This window comes from Pseudomonas sp. TREG-RG-20F-10-E-6-01 (assembly GCF_022662455.1).
Classification (GTDB): domain Bacteria; phylum Pseudomonadota; class Gammaproteobacteria; order Pseudomonadales; family Pseudomonadaceae; genus Aquipseudomonas.
On sequence record NZ_JAKNQP010000016.1, the window covers coordinates 31,203 to 49,211 of the forward strand.

The window sequence follows — 18,009 nt, forward strand, 5'->3', positions numbered from 1 at the left end:
TAAAGAATGGCTCGTTACATTGGTCCAAAATGCAAACTCGCTCGTCGCGAAGGCACCGATCTCTTCCTGAAGAGCGGCGTGCGCGCGATCGAATCGAAGTGCAACATTGAAGCAGCACCTGGTATCCACGGCCAACGCCGCGGTCGCCAGTCCGATTACGGCACCCAACTGCGTGAAAAGCAGAAGGTCCGTCGTATTTATGGCGTTCTCGAGCGTCAGTTCAGCGGCTACTACAAAGAAGCTGCTGGCAAGAAAGGTGCAACTGGTGAAAACCTGCTGCAACTGCTCGAATGCCGTCTGGACAACGTTGTATACCGTATGGGCTTTGGTTCGACTCGTGCCGAATCCCGTCAGCTGGTATCGCACAAATCCGTCAGCGTAAACGGCCAAACCGTTAACGTCCCGTCTTACCAGGTTCGTGCTGGTGACGTGGTCGCGATTCGCGAGAAAGCAAAAAACCAACTTCGCATTGTCCAAGCTCTCGATCTGTGTGCCCAACGTGGCCGCGTAGAATGGGTAGAAGTAGACACTGAGAAGAAGTCGGGCGTTTTCAAGAACGTTCCTGCTCGCAGTGATCTGTCCGCCGACATCAACGAAAGCCTGATTGTCGAGCTCTACTCCAAGTAAGGGCTAGAAAATAGGTGCATCCATGCAGATTTCGGTAAATGAGTTCCTGACACCCCGCCACATTGATGTGCAGGTTGTCAGTCCAACCCGCGCCAAGATCACTCTCGAGCCTCTCGAGCGTGGTTTTGGCCACACCCTGGGCAACGCGCTGCGCCGCATCCTGTTGTCCTCAATGCCCGGCTGTGCAGTAGTCGAGGCCGAGATTGACGGTGTGCTCCACGAGTACAGCGCCATCGAAGGTGTACAGGAAGACGTAATTGAAATCCTGTTGAACCTTAAAGGTCTGGCTATCAAGCTGCACGGCCGTGACGAAGTTACGCTGACCTTGTCGAAGAAGGGTTCGGGGGTGGTTACCGCTGCCGATATTCAGCTGGATCATGATGTCGAGATCGTTAACCCCGATCACGTAATCGCTAACCTGGCGTCTAACGGCGCCCTGAACATGAAGCTCACTGTAGCTCGTGGTCGTGGTTATGAACCGGCCGACTCGCGTCAGAGCGATGAAGACGAAAGCCGCAGCATTGGTCGCTTGCAGCTTGACTCTTCGTTCAGCCCGGTTCGCCGTATCGCATACGTGGTGGAAAACGCCCGTGTCGAACAGCGTACTAACCTGGACAAGCTGGTTATTGATCTGGAAACCAACGGTACTCTGGATCCTGAAGAGGCTATCCGCCGCGCTGCAACCATTCTGCAACAGCAGTTGGCTGCGTTCGTCGACCTCAAAGGTGACAGCGAACCAGTGGTAATCGAGCAGGAAGACGAGATCGATCCGATCCTGCTTCGCCCGGTTGACGATCTGGAACTGACTGTACGTTCGGCTAACTGCCTTAAGGCGGAAAACATTTACTACATCGGTGACCTGATTCAGCGTACCGAAGTAGAACTGTTGAAGACTCCGAACCTGGGCAAGAAATCCTTGACTGAAATCAAGGACGTTCTGGCCTCCCGCGGTCTGTCCCTCGGCATGCGCCTCGACAACTGGCCGCCTGCAAGTCTTAAGAAGGACGACAAGGCGACTGCCTGATCGTCGTAATCACCGAACGTGAGTTTGGTAAGGAATGAACCATGCGTCATCGTAAAAGTGGTCGTCACCTGAGCCGTACCAGCTCGCACCGCAAGGCCATGTTCCAAAACATGGCGGTGTCGCTGTTCGAGCACGAGCTGATCAAAACTACACTGCCGAAAGCTAAAGAACTGCGTCGCGTTGCTGAGCCGCTGATCACTTTGGCCAAGACAGACAGCCTGGCTAACCGCCGTCTGGCTTTCGACCGTACTCGTTCGAAAGCTATCGTTGGTAAGCTCTTCAACGACCTGGGCAAGCGTTACGCTACCCGTGAGGGTGGCTACCTGCGCATCCTCAAGTGCGGTTTCCGCGCTGGCGACAACGCGCCTATGGCGTACGTCGAGTTGGTTGATCGTGCTACTGCCGGCGAAGCTGTATCCGCCGAGTAAGACGACAGTCTGCAACGAAGAACCGGGCCTAGTGCCCGGTTTTTTGTGCGCGTCTAAAAAACCACCTGGATTTCCTGCGTCGCTGCCCGCGCTTCTATCAACCCATCGCCGTTTGCGCGGATGGCTCATTAGTTATTCTCTATCAAAGGCCATGATTTAATGCATTTGATGGTGTCATCTTGATGGTCGATACTTCCTCCAAGCCGATTAGCCGGCAGTTCCGAGTCTGACCTGAGGAAGATTGAGCATGAGTAAAGTCCTTACTACCGCCAGCGGTGCGCCCGTTGCCGATAACCAGAATTCCCGTACCGCCGGCCCGCGCGGTCCTTTGCTGCTCGACGATTTCCACCTGATCGAGAAGCTCGCACACTTCAACCGTGAAAACATTCCTGAGCGCCGCGTGCACGCCAAAGGCTCGGGTGCTTACGGTACTTTCACCGTTACTCAAGACATCACTCAGTACACCAGCGCGAAACTGTTCGAGTCTGTCGGAAAACAAACACCGACGTTTCTGCGATTCTCCACTGTCGGCGGCGAGCGCGGTTCGGCCGACACTGAGCGCGATCCTCGCGGTTTTGCCCTCAAGTTCTACACCGAAGAAGGTAACTGGGACATCGTGGGCAACAACACGCCCGTGTTCTTCATCCGTGACCCGCTGAAATTCCCGGACTTTATCCACACCCAAAAGCGCTTGCCCCAAAGCAACCTGAAAAGTGCGCAGATGATGTGGGATTTCTGGTCGCACTCTCCGGAAGCGTTGCATCAAGTCACCATCCTCTTTTCGGATCGCGGCATTCCTGACGGCTACCGTCACATGCACGGCTTTGGCAGTCACACTTATAGCCTGATCAACGCTCGTGGTGAGCGTCACTGGGTTAAGTGGCACTACAAGACCAAGCAAGGGATCAAGAACCTGGCACCCGCTGAAGCTGCGCGCCTGGCCGGTACAGACCCTGATTACGCACAGCGTGATTTGTTTGGTGCGATTGAGCGGGGTGACTTCCCGAAATGGCGTGTCTGCATTCAGATCATGACTGAAGCCCAAGCTAACGCTCACTACGAGAACCCCTTCGATGTGACTAAGACCTGGTCGCAGAAAGAGTTTCCCCTTATCGAAGTCGGCGAGCTGGAGCTCAACCGTAACCCGCAGAACTACTTTGCTGAAGTAGAGCAGGCCGCGTTTGGCCCAAGCAACATGGTGCCGGGTGTCGGCCTGTCACCTGACCGCATGCTGCAAGGCCGCGTATTCGCTTACGCCGATGCTCACCGCTACCGCGTGGGTACCAATCACCAGCAATTGCCGGTGAACGCCCCACGCAACCCGGTAAACAGCTACCAGCGTGATGGTTCGATGGCCTTCGGCAGCAATGGTGGCGCAGCGCCTAACTATGAGCCAAACAGTTACGCTGATGCGCCCAAGCAAGCGCCACAGTATGCAGAACCCGCCCTGGCCCTGAGCGGTGCCGCTGATCGCTACGATCACCGTGAGGACACCGACTACTACAGCCATGCCGGTGCACTGTTTCGCTTGATGGACGAGAGTCAAAAAGCCCTGCTGGTCAGCAACATTGCCGGTGCAATGGCCGGCGTCACCAGCGATGTGGTTCAGCGCCAACTGCAGCATTTCTTCAAAGCTGACCCGGCTTATGGAGACGCAATCGCAAAGGCATTGGGTGTAACGCTTAGTTAAGTCTAAACGATAAGCAGAACCGCCCTCATTTGGGCGGTTTTTGCGTTATTTCAGCCACTTTTCTCCGGAAATCTTCACTTTTCTGCCGTTGGTCCCGTGACCTTCGGGTCATCATGGTTCAAACTACAGACTTTCAAGCAGGGAGATGTAGGGCGATGCAAGGTCACCCCGACGTAATCGATTACCTCAACACGTTGCTGACGGGCGAACTGGCAGCTCGTGACCAATATTTCATCCATTCGCGCATGTACGAAGACTGGGGCTTTACCGAGCTCTACGAGCGTATCAACCACGAAATGGAAGAAGAGGCACAGCACGCTGACGCGCTGATGCGCCGTATCCTGATGCTCGAAGGCACGCCGCGTATGCGCCCCGACGACCTGGATGTGGGCACCACGGTGCCTGACATGCTCGCAGCCGATCTTCGCCTCGAGTACAAGGTGCGCGCCGCACTCTGCAAGGGCATCGAGCTCTGTGAGCAGCACAACGACTATGTGACCCGCGAAATTCTCCGCGTGCAGCTCAACGACACCGAAGAAGATCACACCTACTGGCTGGAAAAGCAGTTGGGCCTGATCAAGCTGGTTGGCCTGGAGAATTACCTGCAATCGCAGTTCTGATTCCCGGCTACAAAAAAGCCCCTGTCACCGCAAAGTGACAGGGGCTTTTTAATGCGCCCGAAAAAATCAGGCTTTATCGCGTGCCAGCAACGGCTTCAAGTAATAACCGGTATGTGACTGCGGCATCTCGGAAACCTGCTCCGGTGTGCCCACCGCAATGATCTGGCCGCCCTTGGAGCCGCCTTCCGGCCCCAGGTCCACCAGCCAGTCGGCAGTCTTGATCACATCCAGGTTGTGCTCAATAACCACCACTGTATTGCCGTGGTCACGCAAGCGGTGCAGTACGTCCAGCAATTGCTGGATATCGGCGAAGTGCAGACCCGTGGTCGGCTCATCGAGGATATACAAAGTCTTGCCAGTGTCCCGCTTGGACAGCTCACGAGACAACTTCACCCGCTGCGCCTCGCCGCCGGACAAGGTTGTCGCCGATTGACCCAGCTTGATGTACGACAGGCCCACATCCATTAACGTTTGCAGCTTGCGCGCCAACGCAGGAACCGCGTCGAAGAACACCCGAGCTTCCTCGATGGTCATCTCCAGAGTTTCGTGGATGCTTTTGCCCTTGTACTTGATCTCCAGGGTTTCGCGGTTATAACGCTTGCTCTTGCACACGTCACACGGCACGTAGATGTCCGGCAGAAAGTGCATCTCTACCTTGATCAGGCCATCGCCCTGGCAGGCTTCGCAACGCCCGCCCTTGACGTTGAACGAGAACCGGCCCGGCCCATAACCCCGCGAGCGGGATTCGGGTACGCCAGCAAACAGCTCGCGGATTGGGGTGAACAAGCCTGTATAGGTCGCCGGGTTGGAGCGTGGTGTACGGCCGATTGGGCTTTGGTCGATGTCGACGACTTTGTCCAGATGCTCCAGGCCCTTGATGCTGTCGTGCGCGGCCGCTTCCAGGGTGGTCGCGCCGTTCAAGGCGGTGGCACTCAGCGGGAACAGCGTGTTGTTGATCAGTGTCGACTTGCCCGAGCCGGAAACACCGGTCACACAGGTCAAAAGACCCAGCGGAATTTCCAGGTCGACGTTGCGCAAGTTGTTACCGCGTGCGCCCTTCAGGTGCAGCGCCATTTTCTTGTTGCGTGGCGTACGTTTGGCCGGCACTTCAATCTTCACGCGGCCAGACAGGTACTTGCCGGTCAGAGAGTCCGGGTGAGCCATCACCTCGGCAGGCGTGCCCTCGGCAACAATATGGCCACCGTGTACACCCGCGCCCGGGCCGATGTCGACCACGTAGTCCGCCAGGCGAATCGCGTCTTCATCGTGCTCGACCACGATCACGGTGTTGCCGATATCCCGCAGGTGCTTCAGCGTCCCCAGCAGGCGGTCGTTGTCCCGTTGGTGCAGGCCAATCGACGGTTCATCGAGGATGTACAGCACGCCCACGAGGCCAGCACCAATCTGGCTGGCCAAGCGAATCCGCTGAGCTTCACCGCCAGACAACGTGTCCGCACTGCGATCCAGCGACAGGTAGTCCAGGCCAACGTTAACCAGGAACTGCAGACGCTCACGGATTTCCTTGAGGATCTTGTCCGCAATTTCCCCACGGCGGCCGGTCAGCTTGAGTACACCAAAATATTCACAGGCATCGCCAATCGGCAGGTTGGTCACGGCCGGCAGTGTCTTCTCGCCCACCCACACATGCCGCGCCTCGCGACGCAGACGCGTGCCGCGGCAATCCGGGCAAGGCTGAGTGCTGAGGAATTTGGCCAGCTCTTCACGCACGCTCGCCGACTCAGTCTCGCGGTAACGACGCTCCAGGTTCGGCACGATGCCTTCGAATGGGTGCGAGCGTTTGACGATATCGCCACGGTCGTTCAGGTACTTGAAGTCGACATTCTGCGAGCCGCTGCCGTGCAGGATGACCTTCTGCTGCTCGGCCGGCAGCTGGTTGAACGGCACTTCCAGGCTGAATTTATAGTGCGAGGCCAATGACCCCAGCATCTGGAAGTAATAGACGTTACGCCTGTCCCAGCCGCGAATCGCGCCCTCCGCCAAAGTCAGCTCACCGTTGACCAGGCGCTTGATGTCGAAGAACTGTTTAACGCCCAGGCCATCGCAGGTCGGGCAAGCACCGGCCGGGTTGTTGAAGGAAAACAGCTTGGGTTCCAGCTCGCTGATGGCGTGGCCGCAGATCGGGCAGGCAAAGCGCGCGGAGAAGATAACCTCTTCACCCGGCTCGTCGTCCATCGGTGCAACCAGCGCAATACCATCCGCCAGCTTCAGCGCGGTCTCGAACGATTCGGCCAAACGCTGCTGCAAGTCGGCGCGCACCTTGAAGCGGTCGACCACCACATCAATGGAATGCTTTTTCTGCTTGTCGAGCTTCGGCGCTTCATCCAGCTCATACAGCTTGCCGTTGATGCGCGCGCGCACAAAACCTTGCGCACGCAGCTCTTCGAAGACCGAAAGGTGTTCGCCTTTACGCTCGCGAATCACCGGCGCCAGCAACATCAGCTTGGCGCCTTCCGGCTGGGCCAGCACCAGGTCGACCATCTGGCTGACGGTCTGGGCTTCCAGCGGAATATCGTGGTCCGGGCAGCGCGGAATACCCACACGCGCATACAGCAGACGCAGGTAGTCGTAGATTTCGGTGATGGTGCCCACGGTAGAGCGCGGGTTATGGGAGGTTGACTTCTGCTCGATGGAAATTGCCGGCGACAGGCCTTCAATGGTGTCGACGTCAGGCTTTTCCATCATCGACAGGAATTGCCGGGCATAGGCCGACAGCGATTCCACGTAGCGACGCTGACCTTCGGCATACAGCGTGTCGAACGCCAGGGACGATTTGCCGGAGCCGGACAGGCCGGTGATGACGATCAGTTTGTCCCGGGGCAGGGTCAGGTCGATGTTCTTCAGGTTGTGGGTTCTAGCCCCACGAATCAGGATCTTGTCCAAGATGGCCTCGCACGGCGGGCGTAAATAATGCAGGAGTATACGGCTAAAGACTGGATGAATATACACTGTCAAAGTGCCGGTTGCAGCCTTACATGAAAGCTGCGCGGCAAAGCGCCGCATATACCCTCTCAATCGATGGGACTGGTAGAATCGCCGCCGGTTCACACGAGGTTTTTCCATGCACGATCCCCACAGCGAACGCATGAGTAGCGGCGAGACCCGAGCAGCAAGCGGTCTGGCCCTGGTGTTCGCCTTCCGTATGCTTGGCATGTTTATGGTGTTGCCGGTGCTGGCGACCTATGGAATGGATCTCGCAGGCGCGACCCCCGCCCTGATCGGCCTGGCGATTGGCGCCTATGGCCTGACCCAGGCGCTTTTCCAGATTCCGTTCGGGATCATTTCCGACCGCATCGGCCGGCGCCCAGTGATTTACCTGGGGCTCATCGTGTTCGCGCTCGGCAGCGTGCTTGCCGCGCAGTCGGATTCGATCTGGGGCGTGATCGCCGGGCGCGTGCTGCAGGGCGCCGGCGCAATTTCTGCGGCCGTCATGGCGCTGCTCTCGGACTTGACCCGCGAACAACATCGCACCAAGGCCATGGCCATGATCGGCATGACCATCGGCCTGTCGTTCGCGGTGGCCATGGTGGTGGGTCCATTGCTGACGCGCGCCTTTGGTTTGCACGGGCTGTTCCTGGCCACGGGCGGCATGGCGTTGTTCGGGATCGTGATCGTGGCCTTCATGGTGCCGCGCTCCACCGGCACCTTGCAGCACCGTGAGTCCGGCGTCGCACGCAAGGCATTGTTGCCGACGCTCAAGCACCCGGACCTGCTCCGTCTGGATTTAGGTATCTTCGTGTTGCACGCGATGCTGATGTGCAGCTTCGTCGCGCTGCCCCTGGCCCTCGTCGAAAAAGCCGGCCTGCCCAAGGAGCAGCACTGGTGGGTCTACCTGACAGCCTTGCTGATTTCGTTCTTCGCCATGATCCCGTTCATCATCTACGGCGAGAAGAAACGCAAAATGAAACGAGTTCTCCTGGGCGCCGTCGCGACATTGATGCTCACTGAGCTATTCTTCTGGGAGTTCGGCGACAGCCTGCGGGCGCTGGTAATCGGCACGGTGGTGTTCTTCACCGCATTCAACCTGCTGGAGGCTTCGCTGCCTTCGCTGATCAGTAAAGTTTCACCGGCCGGTGGCAAGGGCACGGCGATGGGGGTTTATTCCACCAGCCAGTTCCTCGGCTCCGCGCTTGGCGGCATCATGGGCGGCTGGATGTTCCAGCATGGCGGTTTGTCGGTTGTGTTCCTGGGATGCGCAGGTCTGGCTGCCCTCTGGCTAGCCTTTGCTGTTACCATGCGCGAACCTCCCTATGTGACGAGCCTGCGTTTGCCGTTATCGCCAGAAGCGATCCGCGAAGCCGGTCTGGTTGAGCGCCTTAAGGCCGTCGCTGGGGTTACGGATGCTGTGGTTATTGCTGAAGAAGCCGCCATCTACATCAAATTGGACACCGAATTATTGGATCGCGCGACGCTCGAGCAACTGGTCAACCCAGTGCCGACAGCGCGCCCAGCTTAGGAGAACGTTATGGCCCGTGGGGTTAACAAAGTCATATTGGTCGGTACATGCGGCCAGGATCCCGAAGTTCGCTACTTGCCTAACGGTAACGCCGTGACCAACCTGAGTCTGGCGACCAGCGAACAGTGGACTGACAAGCAGACCGGCCAGAAGGTCGAGAAAACCGAATGGCACCGCGTGTCGATGTTCGGCAAGGTTGCAGAGATCGCCGGCGAGTACCTGCGCAAAGGTTCGCAGGTTTACATCGAAGGCAAACTGCAAACCCGCGAGTGGGAAAAAGACGGCATCAAGCGTTACACCACTGAAATCGTGGTCGACATGCAAGGCACCATGCAACTGCTCGGCGGCCGTCCACAGCAGGGCGACCAACAAGGCGGGGGCAACAACTACCAGCAGTCCGCTCCGGCCCCACGCCAGCAGGCTCCGCGTCCGCAGCAGTCGGCACCGCAGCAGTCGCGTCAGGCGCCGCCTCCACAACAGGCCGCCCCACAGCCTGCTCCGGATTTCGACAGCTTTGATGACGATATCCCGTTTTAATCGGTAACGTCTTCGCTGAAAGCCCCGCGAGCCATGCTCCCGGGGCTTTTTCTTTGCCCTCAACAACTGATCCCAAGCCGCTTGGCAGCAAAGGTTCTGCCGCCGACGCTCAGGCGTCCGTCGCGGCGGCGCTGACCACCATCTGCTTGAAGCGCTGCAATACCGCCGAGCCGTCACCGACCCGCGTCGCCAAATGCAATGGCGCCACCAGGCTTTGGCAGTCCGTCAGTTCGCGATAAACAATGCCATCCCCCCTTAACCGCTGCATGGACGCTGGCACGATGGAGACGCCAAGGCCCGCCGCCACCAGGCTCAATGTCGCGGTCATGCGCGGCGCTTCCTGGACCACCTGCGGGCTGAAACCCGCTTCACGGCAGGCCACCAGAATCGCGTCATACAAACCCAGTCCGACGCGACGCCGATAGAGCACGAAGGCTTCAGTGGCCAGTGCCGCCAGGGGCAGGGGAGTTGCGGCGTCGTTTGCCAGCGGGTGGTCGGTAGGCAGCGCCAGTAGCATCGGCTCCACCAGAATGGGCTGGTCCTGCAGCGTTTGACTGCCGCTGAGCGGCGAGCGGATAAACGCCGCGTCGAGTCTTTCATGGGCCAGCGCGTCCAGCAGCTCGCCGGTACCCGCTTCTTCCAGGGCCACCGAGACGCCGACAAACGTTTCGCGAAACACGCGCAAAACGCTCGGCACGAACGGGTGCAATGCCGCCGAACTGGTAAAACCGATAGCCAACCGACCACGCTCACCGCGGGCGGCGCGCCGCACGATATCGGCGATCCCATCGGCACGCGCCAAGACTTCTCGTGCTTCATCCAGCAACGCCAGGCCGGCAGTCGTGGGGCGCACGCCGCGCGGCAGGCGCTCCATCAATGTCACGCCTAGCTCGGCCTCAAGGCTTTGCAGCATTCGGGTCAGCGGGGGTTGTTGCATGCCTAAGCGTTGCGCCGCGCGAGTGATATAGCCTTCCTCGGCAATCGCCACGAAGGCTCTGAGTTGGCGAAGTTCCAGCATAGGGATACTTTCAAGGTATGGGAGGTTGCCAATCCTGGCATTTGTTCTCATGGCTCACAAGATTTAGGCTGTGGCCACTCTCGAAAAGAAGGAAAGCCGTGATGACCTGGTCAGCCAAGCAATACACGATGTTTGAACAGCAGCGCACCCGCCCGGTTCGTGACCTGGTCGCGGCCATTCCAGATAGCCCGGTAAAAACTGCGGTCGACCTCGGTTGTGGCCCCGGTAACTCCACCGAAGTTCTGGCCGAGCGTTTCCCACAGGCGCACGTCACCGGCATGGACAGTTCCGGCGACATGCTGATCGATGCACGCAAACGCCTGCCGGCGCTGAACTTCGAATTGGCCGACATCGGCACCTGGGCACCGGCACAGCCGTGTGACGTGATTCTGGCCAACGCTTCGCTGCAATGGCTGCCGGACCACGCCACGCTGTATCCGCACTTGGTCAATCAGCTGACGCCCGGCGGCACCCTGGCCGTGCAGACCCCCGACAACCTGGACGAGCCTGCCCACCGCTTGGCGCGCGAAGTTGCTGCCCAGGGCCCATGGGCGGCGAAGATCGGTTCGGTCAAACACAATGAACGGCACGCGGCGAGCTATTACTACGAGCTGTTGAGCAAGCACTGCAGCACTGTCGATGTGTGGCGCACCACCTACCTGCACCCACTGGCGGATCACGCCGCTGTGGTGGAATGGTTCAAGGGGTCGGCATTACGGCCCTTTCTTGCACCGTTGACCGAGCGCGAAAAAGTCGCCTTTCTGCATGAATATCAGGCGCGGATTGCCCAAGCATATCCAGCACTGGGCGATGGCACTGTGTTGCTGCCGTTCCCTCGCCTTTTCATCATCGCGACTCGTTAAGGCTCGGTACACAAGTGGCGGTCATGCCGTCGCCGCTTGTGCCTTCAAGTACTCATCCGTCGACACCACGTCTGCGTAGGCAAAAGCCAGTGAAGCCATATAGGCCCCATGCACCTGGGCTGCCGGAATCACTTGCCCGTTAAATTCCAGGTCCCGTGTCGCACACGCGTCATGCAGCAGCGTGACCTTGTAGCCCAGGTCCGCCGCAGCCCGCACCACAGCGTCGATGCACATATGGCTCATGTTGCCCGCCACAACCACTTCGGTGATGGCCCGTTGCTCCAGCAACGCCCGCAGATCTGTCCCGCGAAACGCATTCACAAAATGCTTGAGCACCACCGGCTCATTCGCCTCGTTCACGGCCTTGGCATGCAGGTGCGCGCCCTCGGAACCCGGTGTGAAAAAGGGCGCGTCCTCGGAGGTGAACTCATGGCGCACGTGTATCACCGCGTCGCCCGCCTGACGAAAGGCCTGCAGCACCTGTGCTGCGTTGTCTGCCGCCGCGTCCACGCCGTCGAGCGGCCACTTGCCCGCAGGGAAGTAGTCGTTCTGAATGTCGATGAGGATGAGCGCTTGCTTGGCCATGGGTGATGTCTCGTTGCAGAGGAATGGGCCCGGTATCTTAGCTGGCGCCAGCCGCAGCGGCTGAGGGAATCGTGCAGAACGCCGCCTGTTCAACCGCCTGTCGTGCAGAATAAGACAGGCCAACTGCCATCGCTTTTTAAGCAACTGATTGATTTAAAGACGCTCTTTCCGGAAACCGCCTTGGCCTGATCCCTGCAACCATTGGTGTACACACATGGCGGGATAGCCAAGGGGGACGCATGACCCCGACTCAACGCAAGAAGCTGGTAGTTGCTCATTCCACGCGAGCGGGCGCGCCGCAGCACGAGGTTGAAACCAACCGCGCGCTGGCGCGGTGGCTGGCACAGATTCTGGGGCTGAAATTCGGCGGCAGTTACGACCCGCAGCAACATGCCGGGCGTGACGTGTATGTGCTGCCAACGCAAACCCTGGTGGGCGCCGCCCAGGCGCGGGCGCTGAAGGTAAGAGGCCCAGAGGATGTGTGGGGCGGTTACGTCGACTACGATTTCATCTGCACCAAAGCCATCACCCATGGCCTGCTGAGCCCCGAAGCGAAGGCGCCGGAAGGCTGGTCGCCGGCGTTTGCCGAGCGGGTGCGCCCGGTCGTCCTTGATGGCCTTAGCGTCTTTGCCCTCGAAGACGCATTGCCCGCCGCCACGCGCTTGCTTTACAGCGGGCCGATCCGCCTGAAGCCTGTGCATGCCTGCGCTGGTCGGGGGCAGGAAGTTATCCACAGTCTCGACGAGTTCGAAGCGCTGCTGGCGCGGCCCGACGTGGCAACGCTTTTTACCGAAGGCGTGGTGCTCGAGCAGGACTTGCACGAGGTGATCACCCACAGCGTGGGCCAGAGTTTTATCGGCGGTCACGTCATCAGCTATTGCGGCGAGCAGTACCTCACTGAGGATGGGCAGGGCGAAGCGGTCTACGGCGGCTCCGACTTACTCGTCGTGCCTGGCGCCTACGCCGACCTGTTGAAGCTCGACCTGCCCGACGACGTGCGCGAGGCCATCGAACAAGCCCAGGTTTTCGACACGGCCGCCGATGAGGCCTACCCTGGTTTCTATGCCTCGCGCCGCAACTACGACATTGCCCAAGGCCTGGACAGTGACGGCCAACGCCGCAGCGGCGTGCTCGAACAATCCTGGCGCATGGGCGGCGCCAGCAGCGCGGAAGTCGCGGCGCTGCAAAGCTTCATCAATAACCCGAGCCTGCGCGCCATCCACGTTTCATCGGTGGAAACCTACGTGGACCAACCGCTGCCGGCGGACGCCATCGAGGTGTACCGCGGCCCTGCAGACAACAGCGACTTTCTTCTCAAGTACGTGACGGTTAAATCTTATGACGGCTAGAAGTGAAAGCATTGCGATCGACATCGACGACGAACAAATGAGCGGGACATTCCTGAGCCCCAAATCCAAAGTGCCAGGCGTGTTGTTTGTGCACGGCTGGGGCGGTAGCCAGGAGCGCGACCTCGAGCGTGCCAAAGGCATTGCCGGCCTGGGCTGCGTATGCCTGACCTTTGATTTGCGCGGCCACGCCGGCACCGGTATTCCATTGTCGCGCGTCACCCGCGAAGACAACTTGCGCGACCTGCTGGCGGCCTACGACCGCTTACTGTCGCACCCGGCCATCGACACCTCGGCCGTGGCGGTGGTGGGCACCAGTTATGGGGGTTACCTGGCGGCAATCCTCACCTCACTGCGCCCGGTGCGCTGGCTGGCGCTGCGCGTGCCGGCGCTGTACCGCGACCAGGAATGGCTCAAGCCCAAGCGCGATCTGGATAAGGCCGATCTGATGGATTACCGCAGTACGCTGGTACACGCCGAAACCAACCGCGCCCTGCATGCCTGCGCGAAATTCACCGGCGATGTGCTGATTGTCGAGTCGGAAACCGACGACCACGTGCCCCACGCCACCATCATGAGTTACCGCGCGGCGTGCCAGCAGACTCACTCCTTGACCCACCGCATCATCGACGGCGCCGATCATTCGTTGAGTGATCCGGTGTCTCAGCAGGCCTACACCTCAATCCTGGTGGACTGGATTACCGAAATGGTAGTGGGCGAGCGGTTAAGCATCATCCAGGCCCGATAAAGCGTTGCCCTCTCAAGCGTCATCGCGGGCAAGCCCGGCGCCCACAGTGGAATGCATTCCAACTGTGGGAGCGGGCTTGCCCGCGATGACACCGGTCCTGCCAACACTGCATCAAGCCGGTGTCTTTTTAACCCGCAACGCCTTGGCCTTAGCCTCCACCGCGAGGTACATCACCAGTGCAATCAGCAGCGGCAGAATAAAGTAGATCGCCCGGTAGGCAATCAACCCGGCAAGCAAGCTGCCGCGCGACGCCTCATGCTGCAGCAAGCCGATAAACACCGCCTCCAGCACCCCAAGCCCCGCCGGGATATGCGTAACCACGCCGGCAATCGCGCTGATCAGCAACACGCCCAACACCAGTGGATAGTCCAGCTTGGCCGGCAACAAGGTGAAGATCACCGCCGCCATCAGTGACCAGTTCAGCGCGCCCATTGCCAGCTGTAAATAGGCCATGCGCAGCGACGGCAGGTTGATCTCGATGCCTTTGATCGACCACGCGCGCTTTGTTGAAAACCGGCAGGCTGCCAGGTAGCCGAGGCTGACCAACACCAGCAACACACCTATGCCTTGCAAGGCCAGGGTGCTGACTTTCCACCCGGGCGGCATCGTCACCAAACCGCTGCTGAACACCACACCGGCCAGCGCCATATAGCCGAACCAATTGGTGGCCAGGCTCAGCCCAAGAATCTTGGCGATATTGCCGGTGCTTACCCCGAGCCGCGAATACAGCCGGTAACGCATGGCTATCCCGCCGACCCACGCGCTCAGGTTGAGGTTGAACGCGTAGCTGATGATTCCCACCGGCAGGATTTGCTTCCAACCCAGCGGTTGGCGGATGTAGGTGCGGCCGATGAGGTCGAAACTGGCGTAGACGAGAAAACTGCACAGGGTCAGCGCGCCGGCGATCAACAACGTGCGCAGCTTGAAGTCGCCGAGTGTCTGCAGCACTTCGCTCCAGTCGATGCGCCTTGCCAGCAGGGTGAACAGCGCGATCAACACCAGGAAGAAGACGACCGTCAGCGGCTTCTTCCAGCGTTTGAGTCGTGAACCACCGGCTTCAGAGGTCATGGGCCTGGCTCTCGAAGGGTTTCAAACGCGGTTTATGCGCGGGCAGCCAGCCCGTCAGCACGGGGAAGTGGCGCATCACATGAAAAACCAAAAAACCCACGGTCAACCGCCATAACCACAGGCGTGGCTTGCGGTTTTCCGGCATGGTCTTGCAATGCTCGTGGGCGAGCAGTTCCAGGCGTTCATACAGCTGCTGGTTGAACGCGCGGTCGCGAATCAACACGTTGGCTTCCAGGTTCAGGGACAGGCTCAATGGGTCCAGGTTGCTTGAGCCTACGGTGCTCCACTCGTCGTCCACCAACGCGACTTTGCCGTGTAGCGGGCGCTGGCAATACTCATGGATCACCACGCCGTCCTTGAGCAAATAGTCATAAAGCATGCGCGCCGCCAGCTTGGCCAACAGCACGTCGGGCTGGCCCTGCATGATCAGTTGCACGTGCACGCCACGGCGCGCGGCATTGCGAATCTCGCGCAGCAGGCGGTAGCCGGGGAAGAAGTAGGCGTTGGCAATCACCACGCGTTTTTGCGCCTTGCTCAAGGCGTGGATATAGGCCTCTTCGATATCGTCGCGGTGTTGCACGTTGTCGCGGTAAATCAAACGTACCAGGCCGTCCTCATTGGCCGTTGTCCACGGTGTCGGCCGTTGCTGGCGCCGTCGCCAGCCGCGCCGCGTGCGCACTTGGCGGCCGCTTTGGGCCAGGGCGAAATGATGCAGGTCGGCGACCGCAGGGCCGGTCACGCGCACGGCATAATCCTGCTTGGCTTCGGGGCCGAAATCGCCCAGATGGTCGGCAGAAAAATTGATCCCGCCGATAAACGCCACGGTGGCGTCCACCACCACGATCTTGCGGTGCAGGCGACGGAACCAGTTGGTGCGAATCCCCAGCGTTTTCGACGCCGGGTCAAACATCTGCACCAGCACGCCAGCCTCGGCCAGCTCACCGAGAAACGCCGGGCTCAGCTCGCCGCAGCCAAACCCGTCGAGGCTGGCCACCACCTTGACGCCACGCTGCGCCGCCTCAATCAGGATGCCTTTGAGCTCATGGCCGACCTTGTCTTCGAACAGAATAAAGGTCTCCAGCAGGATCTCCCGCTGGGCCTCGCGCATCGCGTCGAAAACCCTGGGGAAGTAAGTTTCGCCATTCTCCAGCAACTCAAGACGGTTGCCACTCTGCCAGCCGTAATCGACATCACGCGCCTTGGCGTCATCGGGCGGCTGGTCGGTGGCAATGTGCTCTACCGCGACGGTCATAACTCGATCTCCACCGACAATGGCACATGGTCTGACAGATGCGACCACGGCCGGGTAGTCAGTACCTTGGGGTTGTGAATTTTCAGGTTGCGCACATAGATGCGGTCCAGCGGTAACAGCGGCAGGCGCGCCGGAAACGTGCGCGCGTGCTTGCCCGTGGCTTCAACAAACACTTCTTTGAGACCGCTCTGGCTCAGGTCGGCCTTTTGGCGCCAGTCATTGAAATCACCGGCCACCACCAGCGGCGCGTCGGCCGGGATTTCGCTTATGCGTTGTTCCAGCAAACGCAATTGCTGCTGACGATGCACCTCGCGCAAGCCCAAGTGCATGCAGATCGCATGCACCTCTTGGCCCGTGCCGGGCAGGCGCAATACGCAATGCAGCAGCCCGCGGCTTTCATGGCCGCTTTGCGAGATGTCGAGGTTGTCGTAGCGCACGATCTGGAATTTGGACAGCAACGCGTTGCCGTGGTCGCCATGCGGGTAGACCGCGTTGCGCCCGTAAGCGAACTGCGGCCAGATGCTGTCGGCCAGGAACTCGTATTGCGGCATCTTCGGCCAGTCCTGGTAGCGCTGGGGATGGCGTTCGTGAGTGCCGTGGATTTCCTGTAAAAACACCATGTCGGCGCCCACGCTGCGCACCGCTTCACGCAGCTCGGGCAGGATGAAGCGGCGGTTCAGCGCGGTGAAACCCTTGTGGATGTTCACCGTCAGCACTTTGAAGCGCGTGATGGCGGTGGTGGGCGTGGCGGGGATCAATTCCGGATGAGTCATGGCAGCACCGCGGGTTCCGGCAACTTGCCGGGCTCGGTGGCCAAGTGCTTATCCAGCTCGAAGCGCTGCAACAGTTGGCGCGCATCGAAGGGCGCGCGCACTTTGATGTCGTTGTCGAAATAGCAAAAAATATCGCGTTGCTTGCGCGCGCGTGGCGTGTGTTTCGGGTCGACCAACTGCGCATCCGCCGGTTGTTTGCCCTGGCGCCAGCGATCGATGCGGTCACCCCAACGCTTGATCGCCTCGGCGGTGTAGCCGCTGGCGTAGAGCTTTTTGTCACCGTGCAGGCGCAGGTACAGGAAGTTGGCGGTGACGTCTTCGATATACGGCCACTTGCCGGCGGTATCGGCGACCACCAGTGCCACGCCGTGCTTGTCCAGCATCTGCACAAACTCCGGTACTGCAAAACTCTTGTGGCGAATTTCCACCGCATGACGCAGCGGCTTTTTGCCATGGGCTTGCATGCTCGCCTTGCCGTTCAGGCGCGGCTCGTGCTCGCGGGCGAGGGCGGCGGCCTGTTGGGTGTCGGTGGGGAGTTGCTGAAGAAAGGCTTCAAACAGCGGCGGGTCGAATGTGAAGCTGGGCGGGAATTGCCAGAGAATTGGCCCGAGTTTTTCTTTCAGTTCCAGCACCCCGGAAGCAAAGAAATTGGCCATCGGCTTGTGCACATCGCGCAAGCGCAGAATGTGGGTGATATAGCGCGGTGCCTTCACGCTGAACATGAAATTATCAGGCGTGTCGGCGTACCACTCGGCATAACGCTTGGGTGTTTGCAGGGCGTAAAACGAGCCGTTGATTTCGATGCTGTTGACGGCGCGTGACGCAAATTGCAATTCGCGTTTCTGGGTCAGGCCCTCGGGGTAGAAATCCCCCCGCCAGGGCGTGTAGCGCCAGCCGGAAATGCCGATGTGAATCGCCGCCATAATTGCTCCCGTGGATGTAGGGTCAAGTGACCT

17 protein-coding genes are annotated in these 18,009 nt (G+C 59.7%); 10 read left to right on the forward strand and 7 right to left on the reverse strand.

From position 1 onward, the window contains the following. Positions 1–6: 6 nt before the first annotated feature. From rpsD to bfr, 5 genes are all read left to right on the forward strand, one after another. The gene (rpsD, locus tag L8K08_RS27440; RefSeq protein ID WP_003210056.1) at positions 7–627 is read left to right on the forward strand and encodes a 30S ribosomal protein S4; all 621 of its coding nucleotides are present in this window, start codon (positions 7–9) and stop codon (positions 625–627) included. 22 nt (positions 628–649) lie between these two features. Then, complete coding sequence (gene rpoA / locus L8K08_RS27445) at positions 650–1,651, forward strand: DNA-directed RNA polymerase subunit alpha (protein ID WP_003176403.1); 1,002 nt, start codon at positions 650–652, stop codon at positions 1,649–1,651. Between the two features lie 41 nt (positions 1,652–1,692). Then, positions 1,693–2,079 carry a 50S ribosomal protein L17 gene (gene rplQ, locus L8K08_RS27450; protein ID WP_003176402.1) on the forward strand — a complete coding sequence of 129 codons (387 nt, stop codon included), beginning with the start codon at positions 1,693–1,695 and terminating at the stop codon, positions 2,077–2,079. A gap of 241 nt (positions 2,080–2,320) precedes the next feature. Continuing rightward, positions 2,321–3,769 (forward strand): catalase, encoded by a 1,449-nt coding sequence (locus L8K08_RS27455; protein WP_145162697.1) that lies wholly within the window; start codon positions 2,321–2,323, stop codon positions 3,767–3,769. Positions 3,770–3,924: 155 nt separating this feature from the next. Then, positions 3,925–4,389 carry a bacterioferritin gene (bfr, locus tag L8K08_RS27460; RefSeq protein ID WP_015886133.1) on the forward strand — a complete coding sequence of 155 codons (465 nt, stop codon included), beginning with the start codon at positions 3,925–3,927 and terminating at the stop codon, positions 4,387–4,389. Positions 4,390–4,455: 66 nt separating this feature from the next. Here bfr and uvrA read toward each other — a convergent pair whose 3' ends face one another. Beyond that, positions 4,456–7,290, reverse strand: a complete 2,835-nt coding sequence (uvrA, locus tag L8K08_RS27465; protein WP_119742783.1) for an excinuclease ABC subunit UvrA — start codon at positions 7,288–7,290, stop codon at positions 4,456–4,458. A 178-nt stretch (positions 7,291–7,468) separates the two neighbouring features. Between uvrA and L8K08_RS27470 the strand changes: the two genes are divergently transcribed. Together L8K08_RS27470 and L8K08_RS27475 are read left to right on the forward strand one after the other, a co-directional pair. Beyond that, positions 7,469–8,863 (forward strand): MFS transporter, encoded by a 1,395-nt coding sequence (locus L8K08_RS27470; RefSeq protein WP_106580217.1) that lies wholly within the window; start codon positions 7,469–7,471, stop codon positions 8,861–8,863. A 9-nt stretch (positions 8,864–8,872) separates the two neighbouring features. Then, a complete protein-coding gene (locus L8K08_RS27475; RefSeq protein WP_010467282.1) occupies positions 8,873–9,400 on the forward strand; it encodes a single-stranded DNA-binding protein in 528 nt (175 codons plus the stop codon). 109 nt (positions 9,401–9,509) lie between these two features. Here L8K08_RS27475 and L8K08_RS27480 read toward each other — a convergent pair whose 3' ends face one another. Then, positions 9,510–10,418, reverse strand: a complete 909-nt coding sequence (locus L8K08_RS27480; protein WP_242201311.1) for a LysR family transcriptional regulator — start codon at positions 10,416–10,418, stop codon at positions 9,510–9,512. Between the two features lie 101 nt (positions 10,419–10,519). Here L8K08_RS27480 and tam point away from each other — a divergent pair, with 101 nt between their 5' ends. Then, entirely contained in the window at positions 10,520–11,281 is a 762-nt protein-coding gene (tam, locus tag L8K08_RS27485; RefSeq protein WP_242201312.1) for a trans-aconitate 2-methyltransferase, read from the forward strand. A gap of 21 nt (positions 11,282–11,302) precedes the next feature. Here the strand turns inward: tam and L8K08_RS27490 are convergent, their stop codons facing one another. Further along, a complete protein-coding gene (locus tag L8K08_RS27490; protein WP_242201314.1) occupies positions 11,303–11,866 on the reverse strand; it encodes a cysteine hydrolase family protein in 564 nt (187 codons plus the stop codon). A 239-nt stretch (positions 11,867–12,105) separates the two neighbouring features. On the opposite strand from L8K08_RS27490, the gene L8K08_RS27495 reads away from it, so the two are divergent. Beyond that, positions 12,106–13,215, forward strand: a complete 1,110-nt coding sequence (locus tag L8K08_RS27495; RefSeq protein WP_242201316.1) for a DUF3182 family protein — start codon at positions 12,106–12,108, stop codon at positions 13,213–13,215. Further along, positions 13,205–13,960, forward strand: coding sequence for an alpha/beta fold hydrolase (locus L8K08_RS27500; RefSeq protein WP_242201318.1), 756 nt, complete (start codon positions 13,205–13,207; stop codon positions 13,958–13,960). Before L8K08_RS27495 ends, L8K08_RS27500 begins: the two co-directional genes overlap by 11 nt. A 111-nt stretch (positions 13,961–14,071) precedes the next feature. Here L8K08_RS27500 and L8K08_RS27505 read toward each other — a convergent pair whose 3' ends face one another. Genes L8K08_RS27505 through L8K08_RS27520 form a run of 4 tightly spaced genes read right to left on the reverse strand, consistent with a single transcriptional unit; the run spans position 14,072 to position 17,976 of the window. Further along, positions 14,072–15,028, reverse strand: a complete 957-nt coding sequence (locus tag L8K08_RS27505; protein WP_242201320.1) for a lysylphosphatidylglycerol synthase domain-containing protein — start codon at positions 15,026–15,028, stop codon at positions 14,072–14,074. Next, the gene (gene clsB, locus L8K08_RS27510) at positions 15,018–16,280 is read right to left on the reverse strand and encodes a cardiolipin synthase ClsB (RefSeq protein ID WP_242201322.1); all 1,263 of its coding nucleotides are present in this window, start codon (positions 16,278–16,280) and stop codon (positions 15,018–15,020) included. The genes L8K08_RS27505 and clsB overlap by 11 nt, the downstream gene beginning before the upstream one ends. Further along, positions 16,277–17,053 carry an endonuclease/exonuclease/phosphatase family protein gene (locus L8K08_RS27515; protein ID WP_242201324.1) on the reverse strand — a complete coding sequence of 259 codons (777 nt, stop codon included), beginning with the start codon at positions 17,051–17,053 and terminating at the stop codon, positions 16,277–16,279. Before L8K08_RS27515 ends, clsB begins: the two co-directional genes overlap by 4 nt. After that, complete coding sequence (locus L8K08_RS27520) at positions 17,050–17,976, reverse strand: DUF72 domain-containing protein (protein WP_242201327.1); 927 nt, start codon at positions 17,974–17,976, stop codon at positions 17,050–17,052. Before L8K08_RS27520 ends, L8K08_RS27515 begins: the two co-directional genes overlap by 4 nt. Positions 17,977–18,009 lie beyond the last annotated feature (33 nt).

Coding starts and splice junctions, on each gene's coding strand:
- rpsD (WP_003210056.1), top strand. CDS start 7: ATGGCTCGTTACATTGGTCCAAAATGCAAACTCGCTCGTCGCGAAGGC.
- rpoA (WP_003176403.1), top strand. CDS start 650: ATGCAGATTTCGGTAAATGAGTTCCTGACACCCCGCCACATTGATGTG.
- rplQ (WP_003176402.1), top strand. CDS start 1,693: ATGCGTCATCGTAAAAGTGGTCGTCACCTGAGCCGTACCAGCTCGCAC.
- bfr (WP_015886133.1), top strand. CDS start 3,925: ATGCAAGGTCACCCCGACGTAATCGATTACCTCAACACGTTGCTGACG.
- L8K08_RS27470 (WP_106580217.1), top strand. CDS start 7,469: ATGCACGATCCCCACAGCGAACGCATGAGTAGCGGCGAGACCCGAGCA.
- L8K08_RS27475 (WP_010467282.1), top strand. CDS start 8,873: ATGGCCCGTGGGGTTAACAAAGTCATATTGGTCGGTACATGCGGCCAG.
- L8K08_RS27480 (WP_242201311.1), bottom strand. CDS start 10,418: ATGCTGGAACTTCGCCAACTCAGAGCCTTCGTGGCGATTGCCGAGGAA.
- tam (WP_242201312.1), top strand. CDS start 10,520: ATGACCTGGTCAGCCAAGCAATACACGATGTTTGAACAGCAGCGCACC.
- L8K08_RS27490 (WP_242201314.1), bottom strand. CDS start 11,866: ATGGCCAAGCAAGCGCTCATCCTCATCGACATTCAGAACGACTACTTC.
- L8K08_RS27495 (WP_242201316.1), top strand. CDS start 12,106: ATGACCCCGACTCAACGCAAGAAGCTGGTAGTTGCTCATTCCACGCGA.
- L8K08_RS27500 (WP_242201318.1), top strand. CDS start 13,205: ATGACGGCTAGAAGTGAAAGCATTGCGATCGACATCGACGACGAACAA.
- L8K08_RS27505 (WP_242201320.1), bottom strand. CDS start 15,028: ATGACCTCTGAAGCCGGTGGTTCACGACTCAAACGCTGGAAGAAGCCG.
- clsB (WP_242201322.1), bottom strand. CDS start 16,280: ATGACCGTCGCGGTAGAGCACATTGCCACCGACCAGCCGCCCGATGAC.
- L8K08_RS27515 (WP_242201324.1), bottom strand. CDS start 17,053: ATGACTCATCCGGAATTGATCCCCGCCACGCCCACCACCGCCATCACG.
- L8K08_RS27520 (WP_242201327.1), bottom strand. CDS start 17,976: ATGGCGGCGATTCACATCGGCATTTCCGGCTGGCGCTACACGCCCTGG.